The sequence below is a fragment of the Paraburkholderia sp. CNPSo 3272 genome (genome assembly GCF_024206495.1).
Lineage (GTDB): Bacteria > Pseudomonadota > Gammaproteobacteria > Burkholderiales > Burkholderiaceae > Paraburkholderia.
The window spans coordinates 135,461-157,538 of record NZ_JAMBPQ010000008.1 but is presented as its reverse complement, the minus strand read 5'-3'; the positions used below and the strand labels follow the sequence as shown (position 1 = coordinate 157,538).

Genomic DNA, 22,078 nt, shown 5'->3' with positions numbered 1-22,078 from the left:
TCGTCGCGTGCCAGCTGCCTGTCTGTTTCAGGCAGCAAATGCGCGGTCGCAGATCTCGACGCGGTTACGGCCGAGATGCTTGGCGTGATAGAGCGCCGTGTCGGCATCGCGCGCCAGTTGCTGGATCGTCGCTTCGGCAGCGGCGAGGCAGGCCACGCCGATGCTGCATGTGTATCGAATCACGGGCGCGGTGAAGCCGGGCTCAGCGATTCGCGTGCGGACCACTTCGGCCAGTTCGTGAGCCTGTTGCAGGGAGAGTGCGGGCAGCAACACGGCGAACTCTTCGCCTCCCCATCGCGCGAGACAGGCTGACGCCGGTATTGCCGCACTGGCGCGTTCCGCGAAGTCGATCAGGACGTTGTCTCCCATATCGTGCCCATGCTCGTCGTTGACCCGCTTGAAGTGGTCGAGGTCGATCAGGAGCATGGAGAGCACGGCCCCGTTGCGCTTGGCCAGTTCACGTTCCTCTTCGAATGCGAGCGCGAGCGCGCGGCGGTTCAGCAAACCCGTCAGCGGATCGCGGTATGACTGCCGCTCGAGCTGGATGCGTAAGCGCTCCATGGCAATCAGCAGAAGACCCACTGTTACGAGCAGGGAAAACGCTGCGCCCGCGGTGAGATAGAGCGTCTGCATCCATTGCGGATGGAAGAGATCGGGCAGGCCCCTCGTCGCAAGCGCGACGGAGATGCAGCGTGTGCCCGCAACTGCGCATTCGGCAAGAAGCAGTGCGCCAACGGCAAGCGCCGTGCGGCTGGGTCGACCCAGCCGCAGCATCACCACGCCGTGCGTGCCGTAGAGCACCGCGAGCACCCCGGTGATCACGATCGTGCGGCCCGCAACCGATGGATGGACCAGCCACTGCCAGATCATGCCGGCCGCCGCAATAAAGACGAGCAGCGAGACGAAGCGCCAGCTCGGGCGGCACCCATAGAGGAGCTGCGTGCCGACGAGTCCGAGTCCCGCGCCAAAAACGATTCCGCAGTTCGCGACCAGGATCGAAAGCCAGTCCGGCACGCTGCCACGAAACGCGAGGAGGAGTACCGATACGCTGACCACCAGCGCACCCGATGCCCAATGACGGACGCCGCGTATGTTCTGAGGAAAGCTTCGGGCCAGCGAGAATAACGCGATTGCCATGAGTCCCGGCATGACCGAAGACATCAGTATGACTGTGCGCAGATCGAAGAGCGGCATGCAGGTTCGGCGAGAGTAGGCACTGCGCCTATATAACATATCGATGTCGTCGAGCGCGATGCCGGAGTTGAGGCGTGATCGATAACACACTTAAGCGTTGAATGAATTCGCGGGCAACGCCCGCCATGTGCTTGCCGGAAATCCATCGGCTTCCATTGTTACGCTCTTCAGAATTTCCGTATCTTGCCGTTACCGCATTGATGACATGCCGTGTTGCGCGTTGTTGAAGTTGCCGATTCCGGGAACGGGTGCGTAGATGGCGTTGTACCAGCACACATTCTCTTTGACAGCATGAGAAACCCTGGAATGGACGCAGAAAGCGAGTACGGCGAGCCGCTCAGCAACCTGCCTATGCCGGTCATCCGTTACGACGCGCAGGGCCAACGGCGCTACATGAATAGCGCGGCCGTGGCAATGATGAGGGCCGCGTCCGAAAGCGCCTGCGCGACGTATGCAGAAGCCTGCATGTTTTCACCCCAGGCACTGCAGCAGTACCTCGATACCATTCGCGACGTCGCGATCACTGGCGTTGCGCGCGAGCGGGAACTCACGTTCGACGGCCTGCCGCAGACACATGGCGAACATTACCTCGTGCAGTTCGTAAGCCATCCGACGCCAGACGCGGCTCCTGCAGTGCTTGCGATTTATTTCAACGTCACGGCGCGCAAACGTGCAGAGGCAAAGCTCCGTGAACGCGAGTCGTTTCTCGAATCGTTGCTCGATACCATGCCCATTCCCGTCTTTTCGAAAGACAGGGAAGGGCGGTACCTTCATCTCAACCGGGCGTTCGAAGAATTTCTAGGCGTCCCCAAGGAGCGATTCATCGGCAAGACCGTCTTTGAGACGAGTCCTTCCGAGCTGGCGCAAACCTATTTCGCCATGGATGAAGAGCTGTTCGCGAAGGGCGGCATCCAGCGCTATGAATTCAGGGTCCAGAACGCAATGAAAGCCGTGCGCGACGTGGAATTCAGCAAGGCGGTTTTCCATGACGATGAAGGCCGCCAGGCCGGCTTGATCGGCGCGATTCTCGACATCACCGAACGTAAGCGGGCGGAGTCTGAGCAGCAGGCCCAATACGAGAGGATCCTTCAACTCAACGGACGCCTCGAAGACAAGGCGCGTCAACTGTCCGACGCGCGCGCACAGTTGATGACGGTGCTCCATACCATCCCCGATATGGTATGGCTAAAGGACACCGCTGGGATCTTCCTGCTTTGCAATTACAGCTTCGAGCAATTTGTCGGCAAGCCGAAAGCTGAAATTCTCGGCAGAACCGACTACGACATTTTCGATGCCGAGCTGGCGGACTACTTCCGGGAACGCGACAAGGCGGCAATCGATGCACTGCATGTTTGCGTGAACGACGATTGGGTGGTCGCTCCGTCGACCCGTGATCGGACATTGCTCGAAACTCGACGCCTGCCGGTGTTCGATGCAGGGCGGACGGTGGCGGGCGTCCTCGGCGTGGCACGCGACATGAGTGAACGACGCCGTTTCGAAGAAAAATTGGCCCGCCGGGAACGCGAATTTCGAACCCTCGTTGAAAACTCGCCCGATACGGTCGCCCGTTACGGACGGGATTGCCGACGCCTCTATGTCAATCCCACTTTCGCCGCGCTCGCCAATGGAGGGGCGCAAGCGCTGCTCGGCAGGACGCCGGCCGAATATCCAGGCGGGCCAGGTTCCGTCCTCTATGAGCAGCAGCTCAGGGAAGTATTCGCGACGGCAAGCGACCGGGAATTCGAATTGGTCTGGGGGCCTGACGAGAACAAGCAACTGTGCCAGTTGATCCGGTTGACAGCGGAGCTGGGCGCGGACGGCAAGGTGGAAACGGTCCTTGCCGTAGGCCGGGATATCTCGGAACTGCATGCTTCCCGAGGAAAGATCCATCGGATGGCGTATTTCGATGCGTTGACCGGGCTGCCGAATCGCGTCCTGTTCAACGAGCAATTGCGTGTGGCAACCTCGAACAGCACGCACGGCGACTATACGGCCGTCATGATGATCGATATGGACCGCTTCAAGGGTGTCAACGACACGATGGGTCATGCGGTCGGTGATGAGTTGCTGCGTGAGGCCGCGCACCGGCTGGTTGCCTGCGTGCGTGTCGGGGACACGGTTGCCCGCTTTGGTGGTGACGAGTTCGCCGTTCTGCTGCCCGGGATTGCCGATCGCGGCATCCTCGAGGAGATCTCCGCGAGGATCATCCGGCGGCTCGACGAGCCTTTCCTGCTCGACGCAAGAGAAGTGTTCATATCGTGCAGCGTCGGGATCGCGCTGCATCCGCTCGACAGCACCGACGCGAAAGACTTGTTGAGATACGCGGACTCCGCGATGTACCTTGCGAAGCGCTCAGGGCGCCGCGGCTTTCGCTTTTACACGAAGGACCTGACCGTCGAGGCCACAGCACGTCTTTCGCTCGAGTCGGAGTTGCGGCGCGCAGTCGATTTGGGCGAGTTCGAGTTGTATTACCAGCCTCAGGTTACGCTTCGCGGCGCGGAAGTCATCGGTTCGGAGGCCTTGTTGAGATGGAATCGCCCCGGAGAAGGCTTCATTCGCCCGGATCAGTTCGTGCCGCTCGCGGAGGAAACCGGCCTTATCGTCGATCTCGGGCGGTGGGTGCTTCGCGAGGCTTGCCGCGCGGCCGTCGAATGGAATACCGGGCGTGCCGCGCGCCACAGGGTGTCGATCAATCTTTCCGCGCGACAGTTTCAGTCGCGCGACCTCGCACTGACGGTCAAGGAAGTCCTCGATAAAACCGGCTGTCGACCGGAGTGGCTGGAGTTCGAGATTACGGAAAGCTTGCTGCTGGAAGAGGACGACTCGGTCCTGGGCGCGCTTCTCGAATTTGAAAGCATGGGTCTATCGATTGCGATCGACGATTTCGGCACCGGCTATTCCGCACTCAGCTATTTGACCCGGTTCCCCATCGATACGCTAAAGATCGATCGCACGTTCGTGCAGCGAGTCACGACTGACCGGCGTCATGCCGAACTCGTGAAGGCGATCCTTTCCATCGCACGTTGCCTCGGGCAGCGGGTCGTTGCAGAAGGCGTCGAAACCATGGAGCAGGCCGCGTTTCTCGATGCGCATGGTTGCGAGATTGCGCAGGGTTTCCTCTACAGCGTGCCGCTGCCAAAGCGTGCCATTGCATCGCTTCCCCGTTTTCTCGATCCGAGCGCTGCGTGCGACGTCAATCCGTAAGGGCGTGCCCGGCCCGACGAAATAAATTCCTTCCCGCTGTAACCAGGATACGCAACCGAGCGAATTAAGAGCCAGTCCTGCCGTCCTGGAGACCGATCATGTCCGTTCGGCTCGTTGCTATTGCGTTCTGTTTTCTCGTCGCGCCCGTCGTGGCGTCAGCCAGGCCGGTCGTGGTCGAGCTGTTCACCTCGGAAGGGTGCTCCTCGTGTCCCCCAGCGGATGCCTACCTGTCTGAGCTATCGCGTGAGCGTAGGGAGGTGCTTCCCCTCGCGTTTCATGTGACGTACTGGGACGGCCTGGGCTGGCGCGACCCTTACTCGCTGGAAGCCGCCACGCAGCGCCAGGCCGAGTACAGCGCCCGTTTTGGTGAGAGCGCCTACACGCCCGAAATGGTGATCGACGGCCAGAAGGGACTGGTGGGTTCGAATCGACGTGCAGCCGAGGCGGCAATCGCGATCGCGCAGAAAGCGGACGAGGCAGGGGTGGAGGTGAGTGGTGTGCGCCACGGCGAGACGTTATCAGTCATAGTGGGGCGCGGCACCGGCCATGGTCGGATCTTGCTGGTTGGCTATGACACCGGACACGTTACTGAGGTCGGGCGAGGCGAAAACACGGGACGTACGCTCAGGGAGTCCAATGTCGTTCGCTCTATACAGGCTGTCGGCGAATGGACCGGCGCTCCGTTGAAGCTGGAGCCTGCGCCGCCGGCCGGTGAACAGGCGGCAATACTGATCCAGGCGACGGATGGTGCAATCATCGGCGCGGCTCGAGTTATTAACCGCGCGCCTTGAGCTGCCACGGATGGCGTTGTCAGGTTCCTCCGTTGTCCTTAATAAGGTGTGCTTCAAGGAGTGCGCAGTGCAGTGGCAGTTCCCCTAACGAAGTCGTGTCTACCAGGCAAGGAGTTCGTCATGTCATTTGTCACGTACGCTTCATCGTTTCCTTTGCGGGCCATCGCGTTCGCTGCGGCGCTGGGATTCGCTTCAGGCAGCTTTGCGCAAACCGCTTCCGAGGTCGATCCGCCCGGGGCTGTTTACGTCATGTCGAATCAGCCTTCCGGAAACTCGGTACTCGTCTATGCTCGAGCCGCAAACGGAACACTGACCTACGCGGCCACCTATCAAACCGGTGGAAAAGGAGCGGGCACGGGCGCCGATCCGCTAGGCTCGCAGGGCGCGCTGACGTTGGACTCGGGCTTTCTGCTTGCCGTGAATGCCGGCAGTAATGACGTTTCGCTCTTCGCAATCGACGGTAGCAAACTGACGTTGCTCGACAGAAAGCCGTCGGGCGGTCAGATGCCCGTCAGCGTGACGGTCAAGGGGCCTATCGCGTATGTGCTCAATGCCGCCGGCACGCCGAACATTAGCGGCTACTTTGTCGATGCATTCGGCAAGCGCCTCGTTGCTTTACCCGGCTCACAGCGGCCACTTGCCGGCGGAACCTCCGCCCAGCCGGCGCAAGTGAAGTTCGCACCGGAAGGCAATGAATTGCTGGTGACCGAAAAGGGCACGCAGCTCATTGACACGTATTCCGTCGGCTTTACCGGCTACGCCTCGACACCGACCCCCCATGCCTCAAACGGCGTCACGCCGTTCGGCTTTTCCATCACGACACGCGGTTATGCAATCGTCTCGGAAGCCGGGTCCGGTTCGGTTTCCTCATACGAAGTCGAAGACGGCAAACATCTTGAATCGATTAGCGCCGCGGTCCCGCTGGGCCAGTCCGCTCCTTGCTGGCTCGTCACAACCGGCGACGGACGTTTTGCCTATACCGCCAATGCCGGTAGCGGCACGATCAGCAGTCTGCGCATTGCCGCGGACGGGAAGATAAGCCTGCTCAATCCAGCTGCGGGCACGCTCAGCGCGCCGCTCGACATGGCGCTCAGCAGTCGCAGCAAATTCCTCTATGTGCGGGAGGGCAACGGCGCCGTAACCGGGTTTCGCGTGAGGCCCGACGGCACGCTCGAACCGATCGGCTCAGTGACCGGCGTACCGCCTGGAGCACAGGGCATCGCAGCGCGCTAGGCGTGCGGGAGTCACGTCTGATCAAAGAGACGTTGTAGAGGAGGTTTTCGAAATCCTCGCATTCGCTTGATTCTCTATGCAACTGGTTGCATTATCGACTTCGCCGTCATACAACCAGTTGCATGAACATGACCAATCGCTATCCCCATCTTCTGCGCCCGCTCGATTTGGGCTTTACGACCTTGAAGAACCGCGTGCTGATGGGCTCCATGCACGTCGGTCTGGAGGAAGCGCCGAACGGCTTCGAACGTATGGCCGCGTTCTATGCGGAGCGCGCGCGTGGCGAGGTTGGGTTGATCGTGACCGGCGGCATAGCGCCGAACGAACGCGCGCGCCCCATGCATGGCGGCGCGATGTTGACCACAGAGGAGGAAGCCGAGCGGCACCGTACGATAACGCGCGCCGTCCACGCGGAAGGCGGCAAGATCGCCATGCAGATCCTGCATTTCGGCCGCTATTCGTATCAGCCGATGCTGGTCGCGCCCAGTGCGCTGCAAGCCCCCATCAATCCGTTCACCCCTCACGAGCTGAGTGACGACGAGGTTGAAGAAACCATCGACGATTTCGTCCGCTGCGCAGCCCTCGCACAACATGCCGGCTATGACGGCGTGGAAATCATGGGCTCCGAGGGCTATCTCATCAACGAGTTCATCGCGATGCGTACCAATCATCGCACTGATCGTTGGGGCGGCAGTTACGAGAACCGCATACGTTTCGCGGTCGAGATAGTGCGCCGCGTGCGAGAGCGCGTCGGCCGCGATTTCATCATCATCTACCGGCTTTCGATGCTCGATCTGGTCGAGGGCGGCTCGACGCTCGAGGAAGTCATCGAGCTCGCACAGGCTGTCGAGCAGGCGGGCGCCACCATCATCAATACAGGCATCGGCTGGCACGAGGCGCGGATTCCCACCATCGCCACCAAGGTGCCGCGCGGCGCCTGGGCTTGGGTCACGCAGCAACTGATGGGGAAGGTCTCGGTGCCGCTCGTCGCCACCAATCGCATCAACACGCCCGAGCTCGCCGAACAGCTGCTCGCCGACGGCGCGTGCGACATGGTCTCGATGGCCCGTCCGTTTCTCGCCGATGCCGAATTCGTGCGCAAGGCTCGCGAGGGCCGTGCCGACGAGATCAATACCTGCATCGGCTGCAATCAGGCTTGTCTCGACCATACGTTCGCTGGCAAGGTCACGTCCTGCCTCGTGAATCCGCGCGCCTGTCACGAGACGGAACTCGTCATCCAGCCTGCCGCGCAGCCAAAGCGCGTGGCGATCGTGGGCGCGGGTCCGGCCGGTCTCGCCTGCGCGGTGACGGCGGCCAGCCGCGGGCATGCCGTTACGCTCTTCGAGGCCGGCACTGAGATCGGCGGCCAGTTCAACATCGCCAAAAAGGTACCGGGCAAGGAAGAGTTCAATGAAACGCTGCGCTACTTCGGCCGCCAGATCGAATTGACGGGTGTCGAGCTTCGCCTGCGCACGCGCGCGAGCGCCGAAGCGCTGATACAGGAGGGCTTCGATGAGGTGGTCGTGGCGACCGGCGTACTGCCGCGCGAGCTGCGCATCGAAGGCGCCAGCCATCCCAAGGTACTGGGCTATCTGGACGTGCTGCGCGACGGCAAGGCGGTGGGATCTCACGTGGCCATCGTGGGGGCCGGCGGAATCGGCTTCGACGTGGCCGAATACCTCGTGCACGAAGGCGAATCCGCGAGTCTCGATCCGCAAAAATTCTTCGCCGAATGGGGCGTCGATACGAACTATGCCGAACGCGGCGGATTGCGTCGGGCAGTGGTGGGTCCGGCGGCTCGCAGTGTGCATCTGCTGCAGCGCAGACGCTCGAAGATTGGCGAAAACCTCGGCAAGACGACGGGGTGGATTCACCGAACGGCCTTGAAGGCTCGCGGTGTCGGCATGACCTCCTCGGTGCAATACCAGCGCGTCGACGACGATGGGCTGCACGTGAGCATCGACGGTGTGCCGCAAACCCTCGCCGTCGACAACGTCGTGGTTTGCGCCGGGCAGGAGCCGCTGCGCGAACTGGCCGACCAGGTGCTGGCCGCCGGCCGCAAGGTGCACGTGATCGGCGGTGCCGCCGAGGCCGCCGAACTCGACGCCAAGCGAGCCATCCACGAGGGCACCACGCTCGCAGCCTCGTTATGAGCGTGCTGCGTTTCCCCCCGACCTGAGAACGGAGCAGATATGACCGACGCCATACTCAACCTGCCTCCCGCTGTCGCGCGGTCCCTCGCGATCTGGCATGAGCTCGTGGACAGCAAGGATCTCAGCCGGCTGGAGTCCATTGTGCATCCCGAGGCCGTATTTCGTTCGCCGATGGCGTTCAAGCCCTATGGTCCCGCGCCCGCCTTGCTGATGGCGCTGCGTACGGTGATCACCATTTTCGGGAACTTTACCTACCATCGGCAGTTCGTCAGTGCCGACGGCCTGAACGTCGTGCTCGAGTTCAGCGCGACCGTGCAGGACAAGCAGCTCAAAGGCATCGACATGATCCGCTTCGATGAGACGGGTCTCATCGTCCAATTCGAAGTGATGATCCGGCCATTCAACGCATTGCAGGTATTGGGTGCAGAGATGGGCGCGCGTCTGGCCGATGTTCTTCCCGCGTATAAAACCGGGTCGTAAACGCCTGGACTCCCGATTGCGGGACGCGGCACGAATGTCTGGAAGCATTGACACGGCCACCTCTATCAGAATCGTCGTTTCGTCGAGCACCCCATGAACGATCAGTACTTTCGCGTCAGTACCGAAGCAGGTATCGCGCATCTTCAATTGAACCGTCCCGACCGGCTCAATGTGATGGACCTCGCGTTTTATACGGGCCTGCGCGAAATCGTGCAGGCGCTCGATTCGACTGGCGAGGTCCGCGTGCTCGTCATCAGTTCGACGGGCAAGCACTTTTCGGCCGGCATGGATTTCGAGGTCTTCGCCAACATCGCGAACGACTTCGACACCCGCAGCCCGCGCAAACGCCTCGGTTTTCAGCGCGCCCTGACAGGTCTCATGGACTGCTTCGACGTGCTCGACAAGGCACGCTTCCCCGTCATCTGCGCGGTGCAGGGCGGGTGCATCGGGGGCGGGCTCGATCTCGCCGTTGCCTGCGACATTCGCGTGTGCACGGCGGACGCATTCTTCTGCCTGCAGGAAACGCAGATCGGCATGGTGGCCGATCTGGGCGTGCTGCAACGCCTGCCCAAGCTCATTGCGGCGGGTGTGGCGCGCCAGATGGCGTACACCAGCGAACGTTTGAGTGCCGAACGGGCGCTCGCCGTGGGGCTCGTCAATGCCGTGCTGCCCGACGCCGATGCGCTCAAGCACCATGCGATGGAATTGGCGCGCAGCATCGCATCGAAATCGCCGTTGGCCGTGGCAGGGAGCAAGACGGCGATGAACTTCGCCCGCGACCACGCAACCGCGGAGTCGCTGCAACACATGGCGCTGCTTCAGAGCGCCATATTCGATACCTCGGACCTGTCCGAAGCCATTGCAGGCTGGCAGGCCAGGCGTGATCCACGCTTCGAAGCCTTGCCGCCGTTGCCTGACTTTCAGAGCCAGGCTGAGCGCCCGGCGAGCGCTGATTTACACACGTCTGCCCATACAGATGGGATTCAGGAAAAATGCGGGATGTCCTGGTCAATCGAATCCACCGTGGGCGATCTGCTGGAAAGCGATGCGGCCAAAGCCGTCGTCGAGAGGCACCTCCCAGGCATTTCCTCGCATCCGCAGATCGGCATGGCGCGCGGCATGTCGCTGACGACGGCGGCGAAGTTCACGAATGGCCTCATCTCGCAGGACGCGCTCGAGAAGATCGACGCGGACCTCAAAGCGCTGGACTGACGCGCGCCCCGCGGAGCGTGGCGCAACAAGGTCGTCGCAAGACGCGTGCAACTTCGTCCGTCACGTAGAACTCGCGCGGGTTGGGTTCGAACCGCGATACGACGATCGCAGTGCCCGAAACGGGTGCGCCGCGACGCATATTAGTGCGCGTTGTTACCAGTGCAGGGCAAGGAAACGCCTTCCACGCCACGAAGCTGTGCCTGGCTTCATTGGCACGCTTCTCGCTTTAAGGAGTGGGCAAGGAGCCGGCGCAGCATCCGGTTCAAGACAATCTGGAAATGGACAGCTAGGGTTCCGGCCTGCTTCTCGCAGGTGCTGGTCCGAGAGCTGGCGACCTCAGGCGAGGTTACACGGCGGGATAAAAGCCCGGGAGAGAACGCGATGTTTGCGCTGCTCCCTGCCGTTGTTAACCGTCCCTTTCGAGGTCTACCTCATGCGCAAGCTCGTTCGCTGTCTTGGCATCGCCGCCGTCTCCCTCGCCACCTTCGCTTCAAGTGCCGCGTTCGCCGCGGGCCGCAGCGACTTCAAGGTTTGCTGGACCATCTATGCGGGCTGGATGCCGTGGGGCCAGGCAAAAACCCAGGGCATCATCTCCAAGTGGGCCACGAAGTACGGCATCAAGATCGATGTCGTCCAGCTGAACGACTACGTCGAATCCATCAATCAGTACACGGCTGGCAAGTTCGACGGCTGCGCGATGACCAACATGGATGCGCTCACCATCCCGGCTTCGGGCGGCGTCGATTCGACTGCCCTGATCGTGAGCGATTACTCGAACGGCAACGACGGCGTGCTCATGAAGGGCAAGGGCAAGCAGATCGCCGACCTGAAAGGCCAGCAGGTCAATCTCGTGCAGTTCTCGGTCTCTCACTACCTGCTCGCGCGCGCTTTGGAAAGCGCCCATATGAGCGAGCGCGATCTCAAGGTTGTCAACACGTCCGACGCCGATATCTCAGGCGCATTCGCGACCCCGACTGTTCACAACGCGGTGACGTGGAACCCCATGCTCGCCGATCTGAAAGCGCAGCCGAACGTCACCGAAGTCTTCGATTCGAGCAAGATTCCCGGCGAAATCATGGACATGATGGTCGTCAACACGAAGACGCTGCAAGAGAATCCGGCGCTCGGCAAGGCACTGACGGGCGCATGGTTCGAGATGGTCGCGCTGATGCACAGCAATTCGGCGGCGAGCACCAGCGCGCTGACGTCGATGGCCAAGGCCTCCGGTACCGACCTTGCGAACTTCAAGGGGCAGCTGTCGACCACCGCGCTTTTCTACACGCCTCAGGCTGCAGTCGCTTTCGTCACGAGCCCGGACATGCCGAAGATCATGTCGCGCGTCGCGAAGTTCTCCTTTGACCACGGTCTGCTCGGCCAGGATGCAAAAAGTGCGGATTCCGTGGGTATGGCGTTCGACAAGAGCGTGATCGTCGGCGACAAGAACAACGTCAAGCTGCGTTTCGACCCGAGCTACGTCGAGATGGCGGCCGCGGGCAAGCTCTGAAACTGATTTCGAGGCAACAACCAGGCGGTCACCATGCGACTCATCAATCGACATCCGAGCCGGATCGGCAGCATGATGCTGCTCCTGCTGCCGTTCGTCGTGCTCTTTGCCGTGTATTTCACGGGATCTGCGCAGCGGCTCAAGCTCAATCCCGATGACAAGCTGCTTCCGAGCGCGGCGCAAATGAGCGATGCCGTGAAGACGGTCGCATTCACCGAAGACAAGCGCACGGGTGAATATCTGTTGTGGGACGACACCCTGTCGAGCTTGCGGCGACTGGGTATCGGTCTCGTCGTGAGTGCGGTGATCGCACTGGTGGCCGCCATCGCGACCGGCTCGTTTCCGCTCGTCAGTGCAACGCTTTCGCCATTCATCACCGTCGTTTCGATGGTGCCTCCGCTGGCGGTACTGCCGATCCTTTTCATCGTCTTCGGGCTCGATGAGCTATCGAAGGTCGTGCTCATTGTTTTCGGCATCACACCCATGATCATTCGGGACCTGCATGCCCGTGCCCGCGATATCCCCGACGAGCTGTGGGTCAAGGCCCAGACGTTGGGGGCCACGAGCTGGACGGTGATTCTGCGGCTGGTTTTGCCCCGACTTCTGCCGCGCCTGCTGGTGGCGATGCGTCTGTCGCTCGGCGCTGCATGGCTCTTTCTCATCGCCGCTGAAGCGATCGCATCGACGGACGGTCTGGGCTACCGCATCTTCCTCGTGCGCCGCTACCTCTCCATGGATCTGATTCTTCCGTACGTCGCCTGGATCACGCTGCTCGCGTGGCTCACCGATGAGCTGCTTCGCCGCATCACGCAGTGGTCGTTCCCGTGGTACGGCGGAGGTGGGCGATGATCGAAGTCCGCAATGTCTGGAAAGAGTACGGCGACCAGGTGGTTCTGGAGCGGTTGAATCTGACGATCCAGGAGGGCGAGTTCTGTTCCATGGTCGGCGCTTCCGGCTGCGGAAAGTCGACGTTTCTGCGATTGCTGCTGGGTCAGGAGCAGGTGACGCGCGGCGAGATCCTGCTGGACGGTCAACCGCTGCCCGGCGAACCGGATGCCCATCGTGGCGTGGTTTTCCAACGCTACTCGGTGTTCGAGCACCTTAGCGTATTGCGCAATGTGATGCTGGGACTGGAACTTCCGAAAGCGAAGCTCACGGGCAGACTCTTCGGAGCGCAGCGGCGCGCCGCGCGAGACGAGGCTGCGGCCATGCTCGAGCGGGTGGGACTCGGTGCGGCCTTGAACAAGTATCCGCAGCAACTCTCCGGCGGTATGCAACAACGCCTCGCCATTGCGCAGGCCTTGATGATGAAGCCGCGCGTCCTGCTGCTCGACGAGCCGTTTGGCGCACTCGACCCCGGTATCCGCAAGGACATGCACGCGCTGCTCGCGGACCTGTGGCGCGAAGCGAAGTTGACCATTTTCATGGTTACGCATGACCTCAAAGAGGGCTTCACGTTGGGAAGCCGTGTGCTGGTTTTCGACAAGGTACGCGTGGACCCTCAGGCGCCGGGCGCCTACGGAGCCCGTATCACCTACAACATTCCACTCGACCGCAGCCGCGAATCGGTGTCCGCGGTGCATCTGGCGCGCGCGGCGGTTCAAGGCGCGTACAACTTCGAAGTGGTCTCATGAAGGGAACTCGAACATGAAGTTATTGCTTGAAGAAACCATACCGGGCGGCGGCCATACCTCGCTCATCGTGAAGCGCGGACAATCGTTGCGCCTGACCGACCTGCACGGCGGCGCCAATGTCAGCGTCATGATGGTCAATGCATCGGAGAAGAGCGAGCGGCTGAACCTCCCGGATTCGCTGAAGTGCCAACACACTGCAAAGCTCACGACGGGTCACTGCCTGTACTCCGATATGGGGCGTGTTCTCGCTGCCATCGTCGACGACACGTGCGGGTGGCACGACAGCATCGGCGGCGTTTCGAACGCCGTGGAGGTCACGGCGCGGTATGGGGCTGGCCGCTATCAGGAACTGCGCAACGCGTTTTACCGGAATGGCACGGACAACTTGCTCGTCGAGATGGGCAAGTGGGGCCTCGAGATCTCAGACCTGCTGATGACGCTCAATCTTTTCAGCCGCGTCGATGTCAATAGCATTGGAGAACTGAATTTTGTGAGCAACAACTCGAAGGCCGGCGACTACGTTGAACTGTGTGCGCCAATGAACACGCTTGTCGTGCTCACCGCGATTCAGCACCCGCTCGACCCGCACCCTGAATATGCGCCCAAGGCGGTGAAACTCGAACTGAGCGAGGCGCAGCCCGGCGTGGCCGAAGTGTGCCGTACCGCATGTGAGGAAAACGTGCGCGGCTTTATCAACACAGAGCGATTCTTTCTTTGAGCGGAGGCCACTTCATGATGAGCACCCTTGTCGTCAGCGACAAAGAGCCCGAGAGCGCGGTGTACCGCGAGACAGTGGCGGCGGGTGAGCCCTGGCTTCACGAAGTGAAGGCGGGCCAGACCTTGCGCATCGTCGATCTGGAGGGCAACCAGGCGGTCGATACGCTGTTCTACAGTCTCGCCGACCCGCGCGAGCGCTTCGACCCGCAACGCACCTTGCGTCGGCAGAAGAGGCTCTACCTGACAGCTGGCTCCGTGTTGTACTCGAATCTCGGGAATCCCATGCTGAGCGTCGTTGCGGATACCTGTGGACGCCACGATACGCTCGGGGGCGCCTGCGCACAGGAGAGCAATACCGTGCGCTATGCGCTGGGAAAGCGCTATATGCACAGCTGCCGCGACAACTTCCTGCGCGCTTGCGCCCACGACGGCCGCCTCTCGAAGCAGGACATTGGCGCGAACGTCAACTTCTTCATGAACGTGCCAGTGACGGCGGAAGGGGCGCTCAGCTTCGAAGACGGCATTTCCGCACCGGGGAAGTACGTCGAACTGCGTGCCGAGATGGACGTCATTGTGCTGATTTCCAACTGCCCTCAGTTGAACAATCCGTGCAACGCCTATAACCCGACGCCAGCGGAACTGCTGATATGGGACTGAAGCGTGTGCGCAACTGGATCTCGTTCGTCATGCTCGTGCGCGCGGGACGTCATTTCACGCTCACCAGCGAAGCGCTGACTCAGGCAGGTCGCTGACCGCGAATACGGCCGTGGACGACCGCGGCTCGCATCTCCCACGGCGGGACGGCCCGCCTCTGAATCAAGTTTCCTTCCATGTTCGAGAAAGTTCTTATCGCCAATCGTGGCGCTATCGCGTGCCGGATTCTCAGAACGCTGCGCGAACTCGATGTCACCGGAGTCTCCGTTTTTGCGGAGGCGGATAGAGCGAGCCGTCATGTGAGCGAGGCGCCCATCGCGCACTGTCTGGGCGATGGGCCCGCGGCAATGACCTATCTCGACACGAAAAAAATCCTGGAGATCGCTCGCCGCGAGGGCGTGCAGGCGATTCATCCGGGGTATGGATTCCTCTCCGAGAACGCCGCCTTTGGCGAGGCTTGCGAAGCGGCAGGGATTGCGTTCATCGGGCCCACGCCGGCTCAGTTGCGTGCCTTTGGCCTGAAGCACACGGCGCGTGAAATCGCCGAGAGGGAAGGCGTGCCGATGCTCCGGGGCACCGGCCTGCTCGCTGACCTGACGGCGGGGCTGGAAGCGGCGGAAGTCATCGGTTATCCGGTGATGTTGAAGAGCACGGCCGGCGGCGGCGGTATCGGCATGCGTGTGTGCTGGAACGCGGCCGAACTCAGTGCGCATTTCGATGCCGTGAAGCGACTCGGCGAAAACAATTTCAGCGACTCAGGCGTTTTCCTCGAAAAGTACATCGAGCGGGCGCGACATCTCGAAGTGCAGGTCTTCGGGGACGGCAACGGCGACGCCATCGCACTCGGCGTGCGCGATTGCTCCGTGCAGCGGCGCAACCAGAAAGTGCTCGAGGAAACGCCCGCGCCGTGCTTGCCGGACGGGATTTCCGACGCGCTCTGTGCGGCTGCCGTGAAGCTGGCGAAGGCGGTGGACTATCGCTCCGCCGGCACCGTCGAGTTCGTATACGACAGCGCTGCCGAGCAGTTCTACTTCCTCGAAGTCAACACGCGTCTGCAGGTGGAGCACGGTGTAACCGAACAGGTGTGGGGTGTCGACCTCGTGCGCTGGATGATCGAGTTGGCGGCGGGCACGCTCGAGCCGTTGCAGGAACTCGCGGCGAACCTGACGCCGCGCGGCCATGCGATTCAGGCGCGGCTCTATGCGGAAGACCCTGGCCGTGACTTCAAGCCGAGCCCCGGCCTGTTGACCGACGTTGCGTTCCCGCAAGCCGATGGTCGCGCGCTACGCGTCGACACGTGGATCGAAGCCGGCTGCGAAGTGCCGCCGTACTTCGACCCGATGCTCGCCAAAGTGATCGCCTGGTCGCCGACTCGCGACGAGGCGCGCAGCGCGCTCAAGGACGCGCTCGAAAACACGCGCATTTACGGCGTGGAGACGAACCGCGACTATCTGCGTCAGATTCTGGACGACAAGCCGTTTGCATCGGGCGAGCCATGGACCCGGTGCCTCGAGGGACTTAAGTATCAGGCCAGTACGGTCGAAGTCGTCAGCGGCGGTACGCAGACGACGGTACAGGATTTCCCCGGCCGACTGGGATACTGGGCGGTCGGCATTCCGCCTTCCGGGCCGATGGATGACCGCGCCATGCGGCTGGGCAACCGCCTGCTTGGCAACGCCCCAGATGCCGCCGCGCTCGAAATCACGATGAGCGGCCCGACGCTGCGTTTCAATACCGACGCGGTCGTCGCCATCACGGGGGCAGAAATTCCCGTGTTGCTCGACGATGTCGAGCAGCCGTTGAATACGAGCCTCTTTGTCCCGGCAGGCTCGACGTTGTCGCTCGGCACCATTCGCGGCGCCGGCGCACGCTCGTATCTGTGCATACGCGGCGGTTTGGACGTCGGCGTGTATCTCGGCAGCCGAAGCACCTTCACGCTCGGTCAGTTCGGCGGTCATGGCGGGCGCGCACTCCGCGCGGGCGACGTGCTTCACCTCTATGCGCTCGCGAACCCACAGGCTGGCAAGACGCTGAATGCGGTGCCGAAGCTCGAAGACGTGCGGAACATCCGCGTGATCTATGGTCCGCATGGCGCGCCCGAATACTTCAGCTCCCGCTACATCGAACGCTTCCTCGACACCGACTGGGAAGTTCACTTCAACTCGAGCCGTACCGGTGTGCGCCTGATCGGGCCGAAGCCGGAATGGGCGCGCGAAGACGGCGGCGAGGCCGGGCTGCACCCGTCGAACATTCACGATAATCCGTATGCGGTCGGCGCCGTCGATTTCACCGGCGACATGCCGGTGATTCTCGGCCCCGATGGGCCGAGTCTCGGCGGCTTCGTCTGTCCCGTGACCATCGTCGAGGCCGACCTCTGGCACATCGGGCAATTGAAGGCGGGCGACAAGATCCGCTTTGTTCCGGTGGAAGTGGAAGAGGCGCGTGAAGCCGCGCGCCAACGCGCCCGCGAACTGGAAAGTCTGGAGGTCGAGTCGAACGCGCCGACCCGCAGACGGTCGTCACTGACCTCACCCATCGTGCTCGACACGGGTTCGGGCGGCGAGCGGCTCGTTGCGCGCGTGTCCGGCGACACGCATCTGCTGCTCGAAATTGGACCTGCCGAGCTGGACCTCGTCTCGCGTTTTCGTGGGCACGCGCTCATGCAGTCTCTCGAGGCCATGGCGCTTGCCGGCGTTATCGATCTGACACCGGGTATCCGCTCTCTCCAGATTCACTATCGACCGGAGCAACTGGCGCTCGCGCATCTGCTGGATGTCGTACGCGAGGCGTGGGAGCAGGTCTTGCTGAAGAGGGATCTGCGTGTGCCGTCGCGAGTCGTGCACATTCCGCTTTCGTGGGACGACCCGGCGTGCCAGCTCGCGATTGAAAAATACATGACCACGGTACGCAAAGACGCGCCGTGGTGCCCGAGCAACCTGGAGTTCATTCGCCGGATCAACGACCTCGAATCCATCGATGCCGTAAAAGAGATCGTCTTCGACGCAAGCTATCTCGTGATGGGCCTCGGTGACGTCTACCTGGGTGCGCCCGTTGCGACACCGCTCGACCCACGTCACCGCCTCGTGACGACCAAATACAACCCCGCCCGTACGTGGACCGCGGAGAACTCGGTCGGCATCGGCGGCGCGTATCTGTGCGTGTACGGCATGGAAGGGCCCGGCGGCTATCAATTCGTCGGCCGCACGCTGCAGATGTGGAATCGCTACCGCAAGGTCGCGGATTTCGCCGGTCAGCACTATTTGCTGCGTTTTTTTGATCAGATTCGCTTCTACGAAGTGTCAGCCGACGAACTGCTTCGCATCCGCGCCGATTTTCCGCTTGGGCGTTATCCGTTGAAGATCGAAGAGTCGGAGCTGTCGCTGCCGGATTATCAAGCGTTTCTCGAGAGCGAAGCGCTCAGCATCGGCAAGTTCCGTTCGCGACAGCAGGCTGCATTCCAGGCCGAGCGCGAGCGTTGGCGCGAAGCGGGCGCCCCGCAAGAGGCAATCGAGGCACCGGACGCGGAGGACGCACAACTGGCTGCTCTGAAGGACGGCCAGGTCGCCGTGGACTGTGAGATCGCGGGCAGCCTCTGGCAGGTGAAGGTGAAGACGGGAGACGTCGTTGCGGCCGGCGACGTATTGCTCATCGTCGAGTCGATGAAGATGGAGATCTCGGTGTTTGCCTCATGTGCGGGGACAGTCGGCGAGATTTACGTGGCTCCTGGCTCGCCCGTACGCGCAGGGCAGCGAGTCGCAGTCATTGAACGCCACTAAGTACAAGGACAGAAAACCATGCCGACATTCGATCTGCGACTTTCCACGCTCCGTAGTGCGTATCGTGACGGGCGCCTCACGCCGCGCAAGCTCGTGGCGGAACTGCTCGGAAAAGCGAACGCGCTGAACCCCGAGTTCAATCTCTTCATTCATATTCTGACCGAGAGCGAAGTCGCGCCGTATCTCGACTGGCTCGAGCAGCAGGACTTCGCGCGTCTGCCGTTGTACGGTGTGCCCTTCGCAATCAAGGACAATATTGACCTTGCAGGAGTCCAAACGACCGCCGCGTGCCCCGATTTTGCGTACACCCCGGCGGAGTCCGCGACGCTCGTCAGCCAACTGATTTCGCTTGGCGCCATCCCGATCGGGAAGACCAATCTCGACCAGTTCGCTACGGGTCTGAATGGCACACGTTCGCCATACGGCAAATGCCGAAACAGTGTGCATCCTGACTACCCGTCGGGCGGTTCCAGTGCGGGTTCATCGCTTGCCGTCGCATTGGGCGTGGCGAGTTTCGCGCTTGGTACGGACACGGCGGGATCTGGCCGCGTGCCTGCCGCCCTGAACAATCTCATCGGACTGAAGCCGACGAGGGGCATCCTGTCGACGGCGGGTGTCGTCCCGGCGTGCCGCACGCTCGATTGCGTGACGTACTTCACGGCCACGGCTGGCGAGGCCAGTGAGCTGCTCTCATTGACCGCGCAAACCGATGCTCGCGATGCATACAGTCGCAAAAATCCGCAGTGGAATTCGGCAAGCGCGTTCGGCAAGCCCAAGTCGTTCCGGTTCGGGGTTCCGGGGCGCCTTGAATTCGCGGGATGCGATGAGAGCCCGGAACTGTTCGCAAGGGCGCGTACGCGTCTGGAAGCAGCAGGCGGCGAGGCAGTGGAGATTGATTTCGAGCCGTTTGTCGAGGCCGCAAAGCTCCTTTACCAGGGCCCGTGGGTTGCCGAGCGCTACAGCGTGGTCGGCGAGTTGATGTCGGCGACGCCAGACGCTGTGCTTCCCGTCATTCGGGATGTGCTGGCCAGGGCGCCGGGTGCGACCGCGGTCGAACTGTTTCGCGCGCAGTATCGCCTGCAGGCGTTGAAGGCACCCTGCGATGCGGTGGTCAATTCGTTGGACTTCGTGCTGACGCCGACTTATCCGCGCCCTGTGACGCTGGCTGAACTGGAAGAGGACCCGATTGGGCCGAACTCATTGCTCGGCTACTACACGAACTTCATGAATCTGCTGGATTACGCGGCTGTCGCCACGCCAACAGCTTTCATGAAGAACGGACTCCCGTGGGGTGTAACAGTCTTCGGGCGCGCGTTCACCGACCAGTATCTGCTGGGTGTTGCCGATGTGTTGCAGACGGCGAGTGGCATCGAAAGTGTCGGCGGAAGCCGCCCGGAGCCTTCCGCGCGGCGAGTCACGGCCAACGACCGGATTCGCATCGCGGTGTGCGGTGCTCACATGCAGGGGCTGCCGCTGAACAAGGACCTCGTTGCGCGAGGCGCGCGACGGATGCAGGTAACGCATACGGCGGCCCATTATCGTCTGGCCGCGCTGCCCGCTTCTACGGATGGCACGAGGCGCCCGGGATTGTGGCGAGTTGCCGGGAACGGCTCGAAGGTTGCGCTCGAAGTCTGGGAAATGCCGAGCGTCGAACTGGGCTCGTTCATTGCAACCGTACCGTCTCCGCTGGTGCTGGGGAAAGTCGAATTGTCGGACGGCTCGTGGGTGACCGGCTTCTTGTGCGAACCCTATGGCGTGCAGTCGGGAACCGATATATCTGAATATGGAGGCTGGCGAGCGTGGCTCGCCAGCGAGCGCCGGCCCGACTGACCGTGCGAGTTGGAACGGAATACCTGGGACGACGAAATCTCTCGTCTTCCGGTACGCTCGCAAACCGGACGATTGCAGCGATGCTCGCCGGCTTGGCATGCGTTGCAATCGTCATTGCCGTTCCATGGGGCATGGTTGCCTTCGAACGGTGGCGACGCGATCTACCGACAGCTCGCAGGGTCACCGGCGACTTGATTGATCGACGCCGGGTCTGAGGGCAGAGGGCGCCGCTATTTGAACTTGACGAGATCCTTGAAGATCAGCTGAGCCCAGCTATTCCCCCTGGCCTGGACAAGCGAGCCGCCATCCTTGAGCGGTCCTAACGCAATCGGCGCGAAACCGAGCTGTTCGGCCAAAGCTGCGACCGGTGTCACCGCATTTTCGTCATCGCTCGACAGAAATACGACGCGGCTGCCGCCATTCACGCTCGGGTCGGCGGCCAGAGCGGCAGCGGGCAGATGGTTAAAGCCCTTTACGAACCTGGCACCGGCAAACGCTTTGGCGACAACTGCGGACGACGGCAGACCTCCCAGGTCTGCGACGGGAACGCCGAAAGCATTTGTCGCGTCGATGATCGTCTTGCCCTGCCAGGTGGTGAGTTGCTTCGCGACTTCGCGATGTTCCCAAAACGGAACTGCCAGGAAGATCGTGTCGGACGCGATTGCGTCCTTCAGCGTCCTGGGGAGCACCGTGGGGCCGATCGCTCGTGCCTGCTGCATTAACGCATCGGGAGGGCGCCGGCTGGCGACGGTCACGTCGATGCTCTTTCTTGCAAACGCTCGGGCGAGCGCCTGCCCTACGGCGCCGAAGCCAATAATCGAATAGCTCATGCGAACTCTCCATTCAGGGGGGCGTTTTGATCAACCACGGACCCAGCCCCTTTGCACGCTTTTCTGCGCGGTTTCAGATGGCCGACAAGCCACCGTCGACAGACAACTCGACCCCATTCACGAAGCTCGAATCGTCTGAAGCAAGAAACAGAGCCACCGTCGCAATTTCATCTGGACGCCCCATCTTTCCCCGCGGGATCACGGATTCGAACATCCGCTTCGCCTCCTCGTCGAGAATCTGGTCCTGCATCGGTGTGGCGATCGGCCCCGGGCTCAGTACGTTCACCCGGATATTCCTGCCCTTCAGCTCGTTGAGCCAAGTGCGTGCGAATGAACGCAACGCCGCCTTGCTCGCCGCATACACACCGTAACCGGGAAAACCTTTTACCGAGGCAACTGACCCGGTCATGAAGATCGATCCGCCATCGTTGAATAGCGGCAACGCTTTCTGAACCGTAAACAGCGTGCCGCGCGCATTGAGGTCGAAGATCGCGTCGTAGTGCTTCTCGGTAATCTCGCCCAATGGGACGGCTTCGCCCCAGCCTGCGCTCGCGTACAGGATGTCGATCTTGCCCTTTTCCCGCTTGACTGTATCGAACAAGCGGTCGAGGTCGTCGAGGTTGGCCGCGTCGCCGCGTACGCCGGTCACGTTGCGGCCAATCAGCTTGACGGCTTCGTCCAGCGTCTCCTGCCTCCGGCCCGTGATGAAAACATAGGCGCCTTCGTCAACGAATCGCCTCGCGCTCGCCAGCGCCATGCCGCTCGATCCACCGGTGATGACTGCAACCTTACCGTCTAGCTTTGCCATGACTTCTCCTTTCGAGGTGTCGGACAGCGTCTCTGTTCCTGTTTGCACAAAAACGCGG

Annotated in this window: 16 protein-coding genes and 1 riboswitch; of the genes, 13 read left to right on the top strand and 3 right to left on the bottom strand. The window is 61.8% G+C overall.

Going from position 1 to position 22,078, the window contains the following annotated elements; all coding sequences use genetic code 11:
• Positions 1-27: 27 nt before the first annotated feature.
• Complete coding sequence (locus M3I53_RS13105; protein ID WP_254316346.1) at positions 28-1,137, bottom strand: diguanylate cyclase; 1,110 nt, start codon at positions 1,135-1,137, stop codon at positions 28-30.
• A gap of 363 nt (positions 1,138-1,500) precedes the next feature.
• On the opposite strand from M3I53_RS13105, the gene M3I53_RS13100 reads away from it, so the two are divergent.
• The 13 genes from M3I53_RS13100 (at position 1,501) to atzF (ending at position 20,382) form a co-directional block, all read left to right on the top strand.
• The gene (locus tag M3I53_RS13100; RefSeq protein WP_254316345.1) at positions 1,501-4,398 is read left to right on the top strand and encodes an EAL domain-containing protein; all 2,898 of its coding nucleotides are present in this window, start codon (positions 1,501-1,503) and stop codon (positions 4,396-4,398) included.
• Between the two features lie 98 nt (positions 4,399-4,496).
• Positions 4,497-5,189 (top strand): thioredoxin family protein, encoded by a 693-nt coding sequence (locus M3I53_RS13095; RefSeq protein ID WP_254316344.1) that lies wholly within the window; start codon positions 4,497-4,499, stop codon positions 5,187-5,189.
• A 120-nt stretch (positions 5,190-5,309) separates the two neighbouring features.
• Positions 5,310-6,422, top strand: coding sequence for a beta-propeller fold lactonase family protein (locus M3I53_RS13090; RefSeq protein WP_254316343.1), 1,113 nt, complete (start codon positions 5,310-5,312; stop codon positions 6,420-6,422).
• Between the two features lie 128 nt (positions 6,423-6,550).
• Positions 6,551-8,575 carry an NADPH-dependent 2,4-dienoyl-CoA reductase gene (locus M3I53_RS13085; protein WP_254316431.1) on the top strand — a complete coding sequence of 675 codons (2,025 nt, stop codon included), beginning with the start codon at positions 6,551-6,553 and terminating at the stop codon, positions 8,573-8,575.
• Between the two features lie 39 nt (positions 8,576-8,614).
• Positions 8,615-9,055, top strand: coding sequence for a nuclear transport factor 2 family protein (locus M3I53_RS13080; protein ID WP_254316342.1), 441 nt, complete (start codon positions 8,615-8,617; stop codon positions 9,053-9,055).
• A gap of 93 nt (positions 9,056-9,148) precedes the next feature.
• A complete protein-coding gene (locus M3I53_RS13075; protein WP_254316341.1) occupies positions 9,149-10,267 on the top strand; it encodes an enoyl-CoA hydratase-related protein in 1,119 nt (372 codons plus the stop codon).
• Between the two features lie 275 nt (positions 10,268-10,542).
• Positions 10,543-10,642: riboswitch (guanidine-I (ykkC/yxkD leader) on the top strand.
• A gap of 58 nt (positions 10,643-10,700) precedes the next feature.
• Complete coding sequence (locus M3I53_RS13070) at positions 10,701-11,771, top strand: putative urea ABC transporter substrate-binding protein (protein ID WP_254316339.1); 1,071 nt, start codon at positions 10,701-10,703, stop codon at positions 11,769-11,771.
• A 33-nt stretch (positions 11,772-11,804) separates the two neighbouring features.
• On the top strand, positions 11,805-12,620 hold the full coding sequence (locus M3I53_RS13065) for an ABC transporter permease (protein WP_254316338.1): 816 nt from the start codon (positions 11,805-11,807) through the stop codon (positions 12,618-12,620).
• Positions 12,617-13,405 carry an ABC transporter ATP-binding protein gene (locus M3I53_RS13060; protein ID WP_254316337.1) on the top strand — a complete coding sequence of 263 codons (789 nt, stop codon included), beginning with the start codon at positions 12,617-12,619 and terminating at the stop codon, positions 13,403-13,405. Before M3I53_RS13065 ends, M3I53_RS13060 begins: the two co-directional genes overlap by 4 nt.
• Before the next feature lie 13 nt (positions 13,406-13,418).
• Positions 13,419-14,123: an urea amidolyase associated protein UAAP1 gene (locus M3I53_RS13055; protein ID WP_254316336.1), complete on the top strand. Its 705-nt coding sequence runs from the start codon at positions 13,419-13,421 to the stop codon at positions 14,121-14,123.
• 14 nt (positions 14,124-14,137) lie between these two features.
• Positions 14,138-14,779, top strand: a complete 642-nt coding sequence (locus M3I53_RS13050; protein WP_254316335.1) for an urea amidolyase associated protein UAAP2 — start codon at positions 14,138-14,140, stop codon at positions 14,777-14,779.
• Between the two features lie 173 nt (positions 14,780-14,952).
• Positions 14,953-18,552, top strand: a complete 3,600-nt coding sequence (uca, locus tag M3I53_RS13045) for an urea carboxylase (protein ID WP_254316334.1) — start codon at positions 14,953-14,955, stop codon at positions 18,550-18,552.
• A gap of 18 nt (positions 18,553-18,570) precedes the next feature.
• Positions 18,571-20,382: an allophanate hydrolase gene (atzF, locus tag M3I53_RS13040; RefSeq protein WP_254316333.1), complete on the top strand. Its 1,812-nt coding sequence runs from the start codon at positions 18,571-18,573 to the stop codon at positions 20,380-20,382.
• A gap of 230 nt (positions 20,383-20,612) precedes the next feature.
• On the opposite strand, the gene M3I53_RS13035 is transcribed toward atzF, so the two are convergent.
• Complete coding sequence (locus tag M3I53_RS13035; RefSeq protein ID WP_254316332.1) at positions 20,613-21,212, bottom strand: NADPH-dependent F420 reductase; 600 nt, start codon at positions 21,210-21,212, stop codon at positions 20,613-20,615.
• Positions 21,213-21,285: 73 nt separating this feature from the next.
• Positions 21,286-22,020 carry an SDR family NAD(P)-dependent oxidoreductase gene (locus M3I53_RS13030; RefSeq protein ID WP_254316331.1) on the bottom strand — a complete coding sequence of 245 codons (735 nt, stop codon included), beginning with the start codon at positions 22,018-22,020 and terminating at the stop codon, positions 21,286-21,288.
• Positions 22,021-22,078: the final 58 nt, after the last annotated feature.

Coding starts and splice junctions, on each gene's coding strand:
- M3I53_RS13105 (WP_254316346.1), bottom strand. CDS start 1,137: ATGGCAATCGCGTTATTCTCGCTGGCCCGAAGCTTTCCTCAGAACATA.
- M3I53_RS13100 (WP_254316345.1), top strand. CDS start 1,501: ATGGACGCAGAAAGCGAGTACGGCGAGCCGCTCAGCAACCTGCCTATG.
- M3I53_RS13095 (WP_254316344.1), top strand. CDS start 4,497: ATGTCCGTTCGGCTCGTTGCTATTGCGTTCTGTTTTCTCGTCGCGCCC.
- M3I53_RS13090 (WP_254316343.1), top strand. CDS start 5,310: ATGTCATTTGTCACGTACGCTTCATCGTTTCCTTTGCGGGCCATCGCG.
- M3I53_RS13085 (WP_254316431.1), top strand. CDS start 6,551: ATGACCAATCGCTATCCCCATCTTCTGCGCCCGCTCGATTTGGGCTTT.
- M3I53_RS13080 (WP_254316342.1), top strand. CDS start 8,615: ATGACCGACGCCATACTCAACCTGCCTCCCGCTGTCGCGCGGTCCCTC.
- M3I53_RS13075 (WP_254316341.1), top strand. CDS start 9,149: ATGAACGATCAGTACTTTCGCGTCAGTACCGAAGCAGGTATCGCGCAT.
- M3I53_RS13070 (WP_254316339.1), top strand. CDS start 10,701: ATGCGCAAGCTCGTTCGCTGTCTTGGCATCGCCGCCGTCTCCCTCGCC.
- M3I53_RS13065 (WP_254316338.1), top strand. CDS start 11,805: ATGCGACTCATCAATCGACATCCGAGCCGGATCGGCAGCATGATGCTG.
- M3I53_RS13060 (WP_254316337.1), top strand. CDS start 12,617: ATGATCGAAGTCCGCAATGTCTGGAAAGAGTACGGCGACCAGGTGGTT.
- M3I53_RS13055 (WP_254316336.1), top strand. CDS start 13,419: ATGAAGTTATTGCTTGAAGAAACCATACCGGGCGGCGGCCATACCTCG.
- M3I53_RS13050 (WP_254316335.1), top strand. CDS start 14,138: ATGATGAGCACCCTTGTCGTCAGCGACAAAGAGCCCGAGAGCGCGGTG.
- uca (WP_254316334.1), top strand. CDS start 14,953: ATGTTCGAGAAAGTTCTTATCGCCAATCGTGGCGCTATCGCGTGCCGG.
- atzF (WP_254316333.1), top strand. CDS start 18,571: ATGCCGACATTCGATCTGCGACTTTCCACGCTCCGTAGTGCGTATCGT.
- M3I53_RS13035 (WP_254316332.1), bottom strand. CDS start 21,212: ATGAGCTATTCGATTATTGGCTTCGGCGCCGTAGGGCAGGCGCTCGCC.
- M3I53_RS13030 (WP_254316331.1), bottom strand. CDS start 22,020: ATGGCAAAGCTAGACGGTAAGGTTGCAGTCATCACCGGTGGATCGAGC.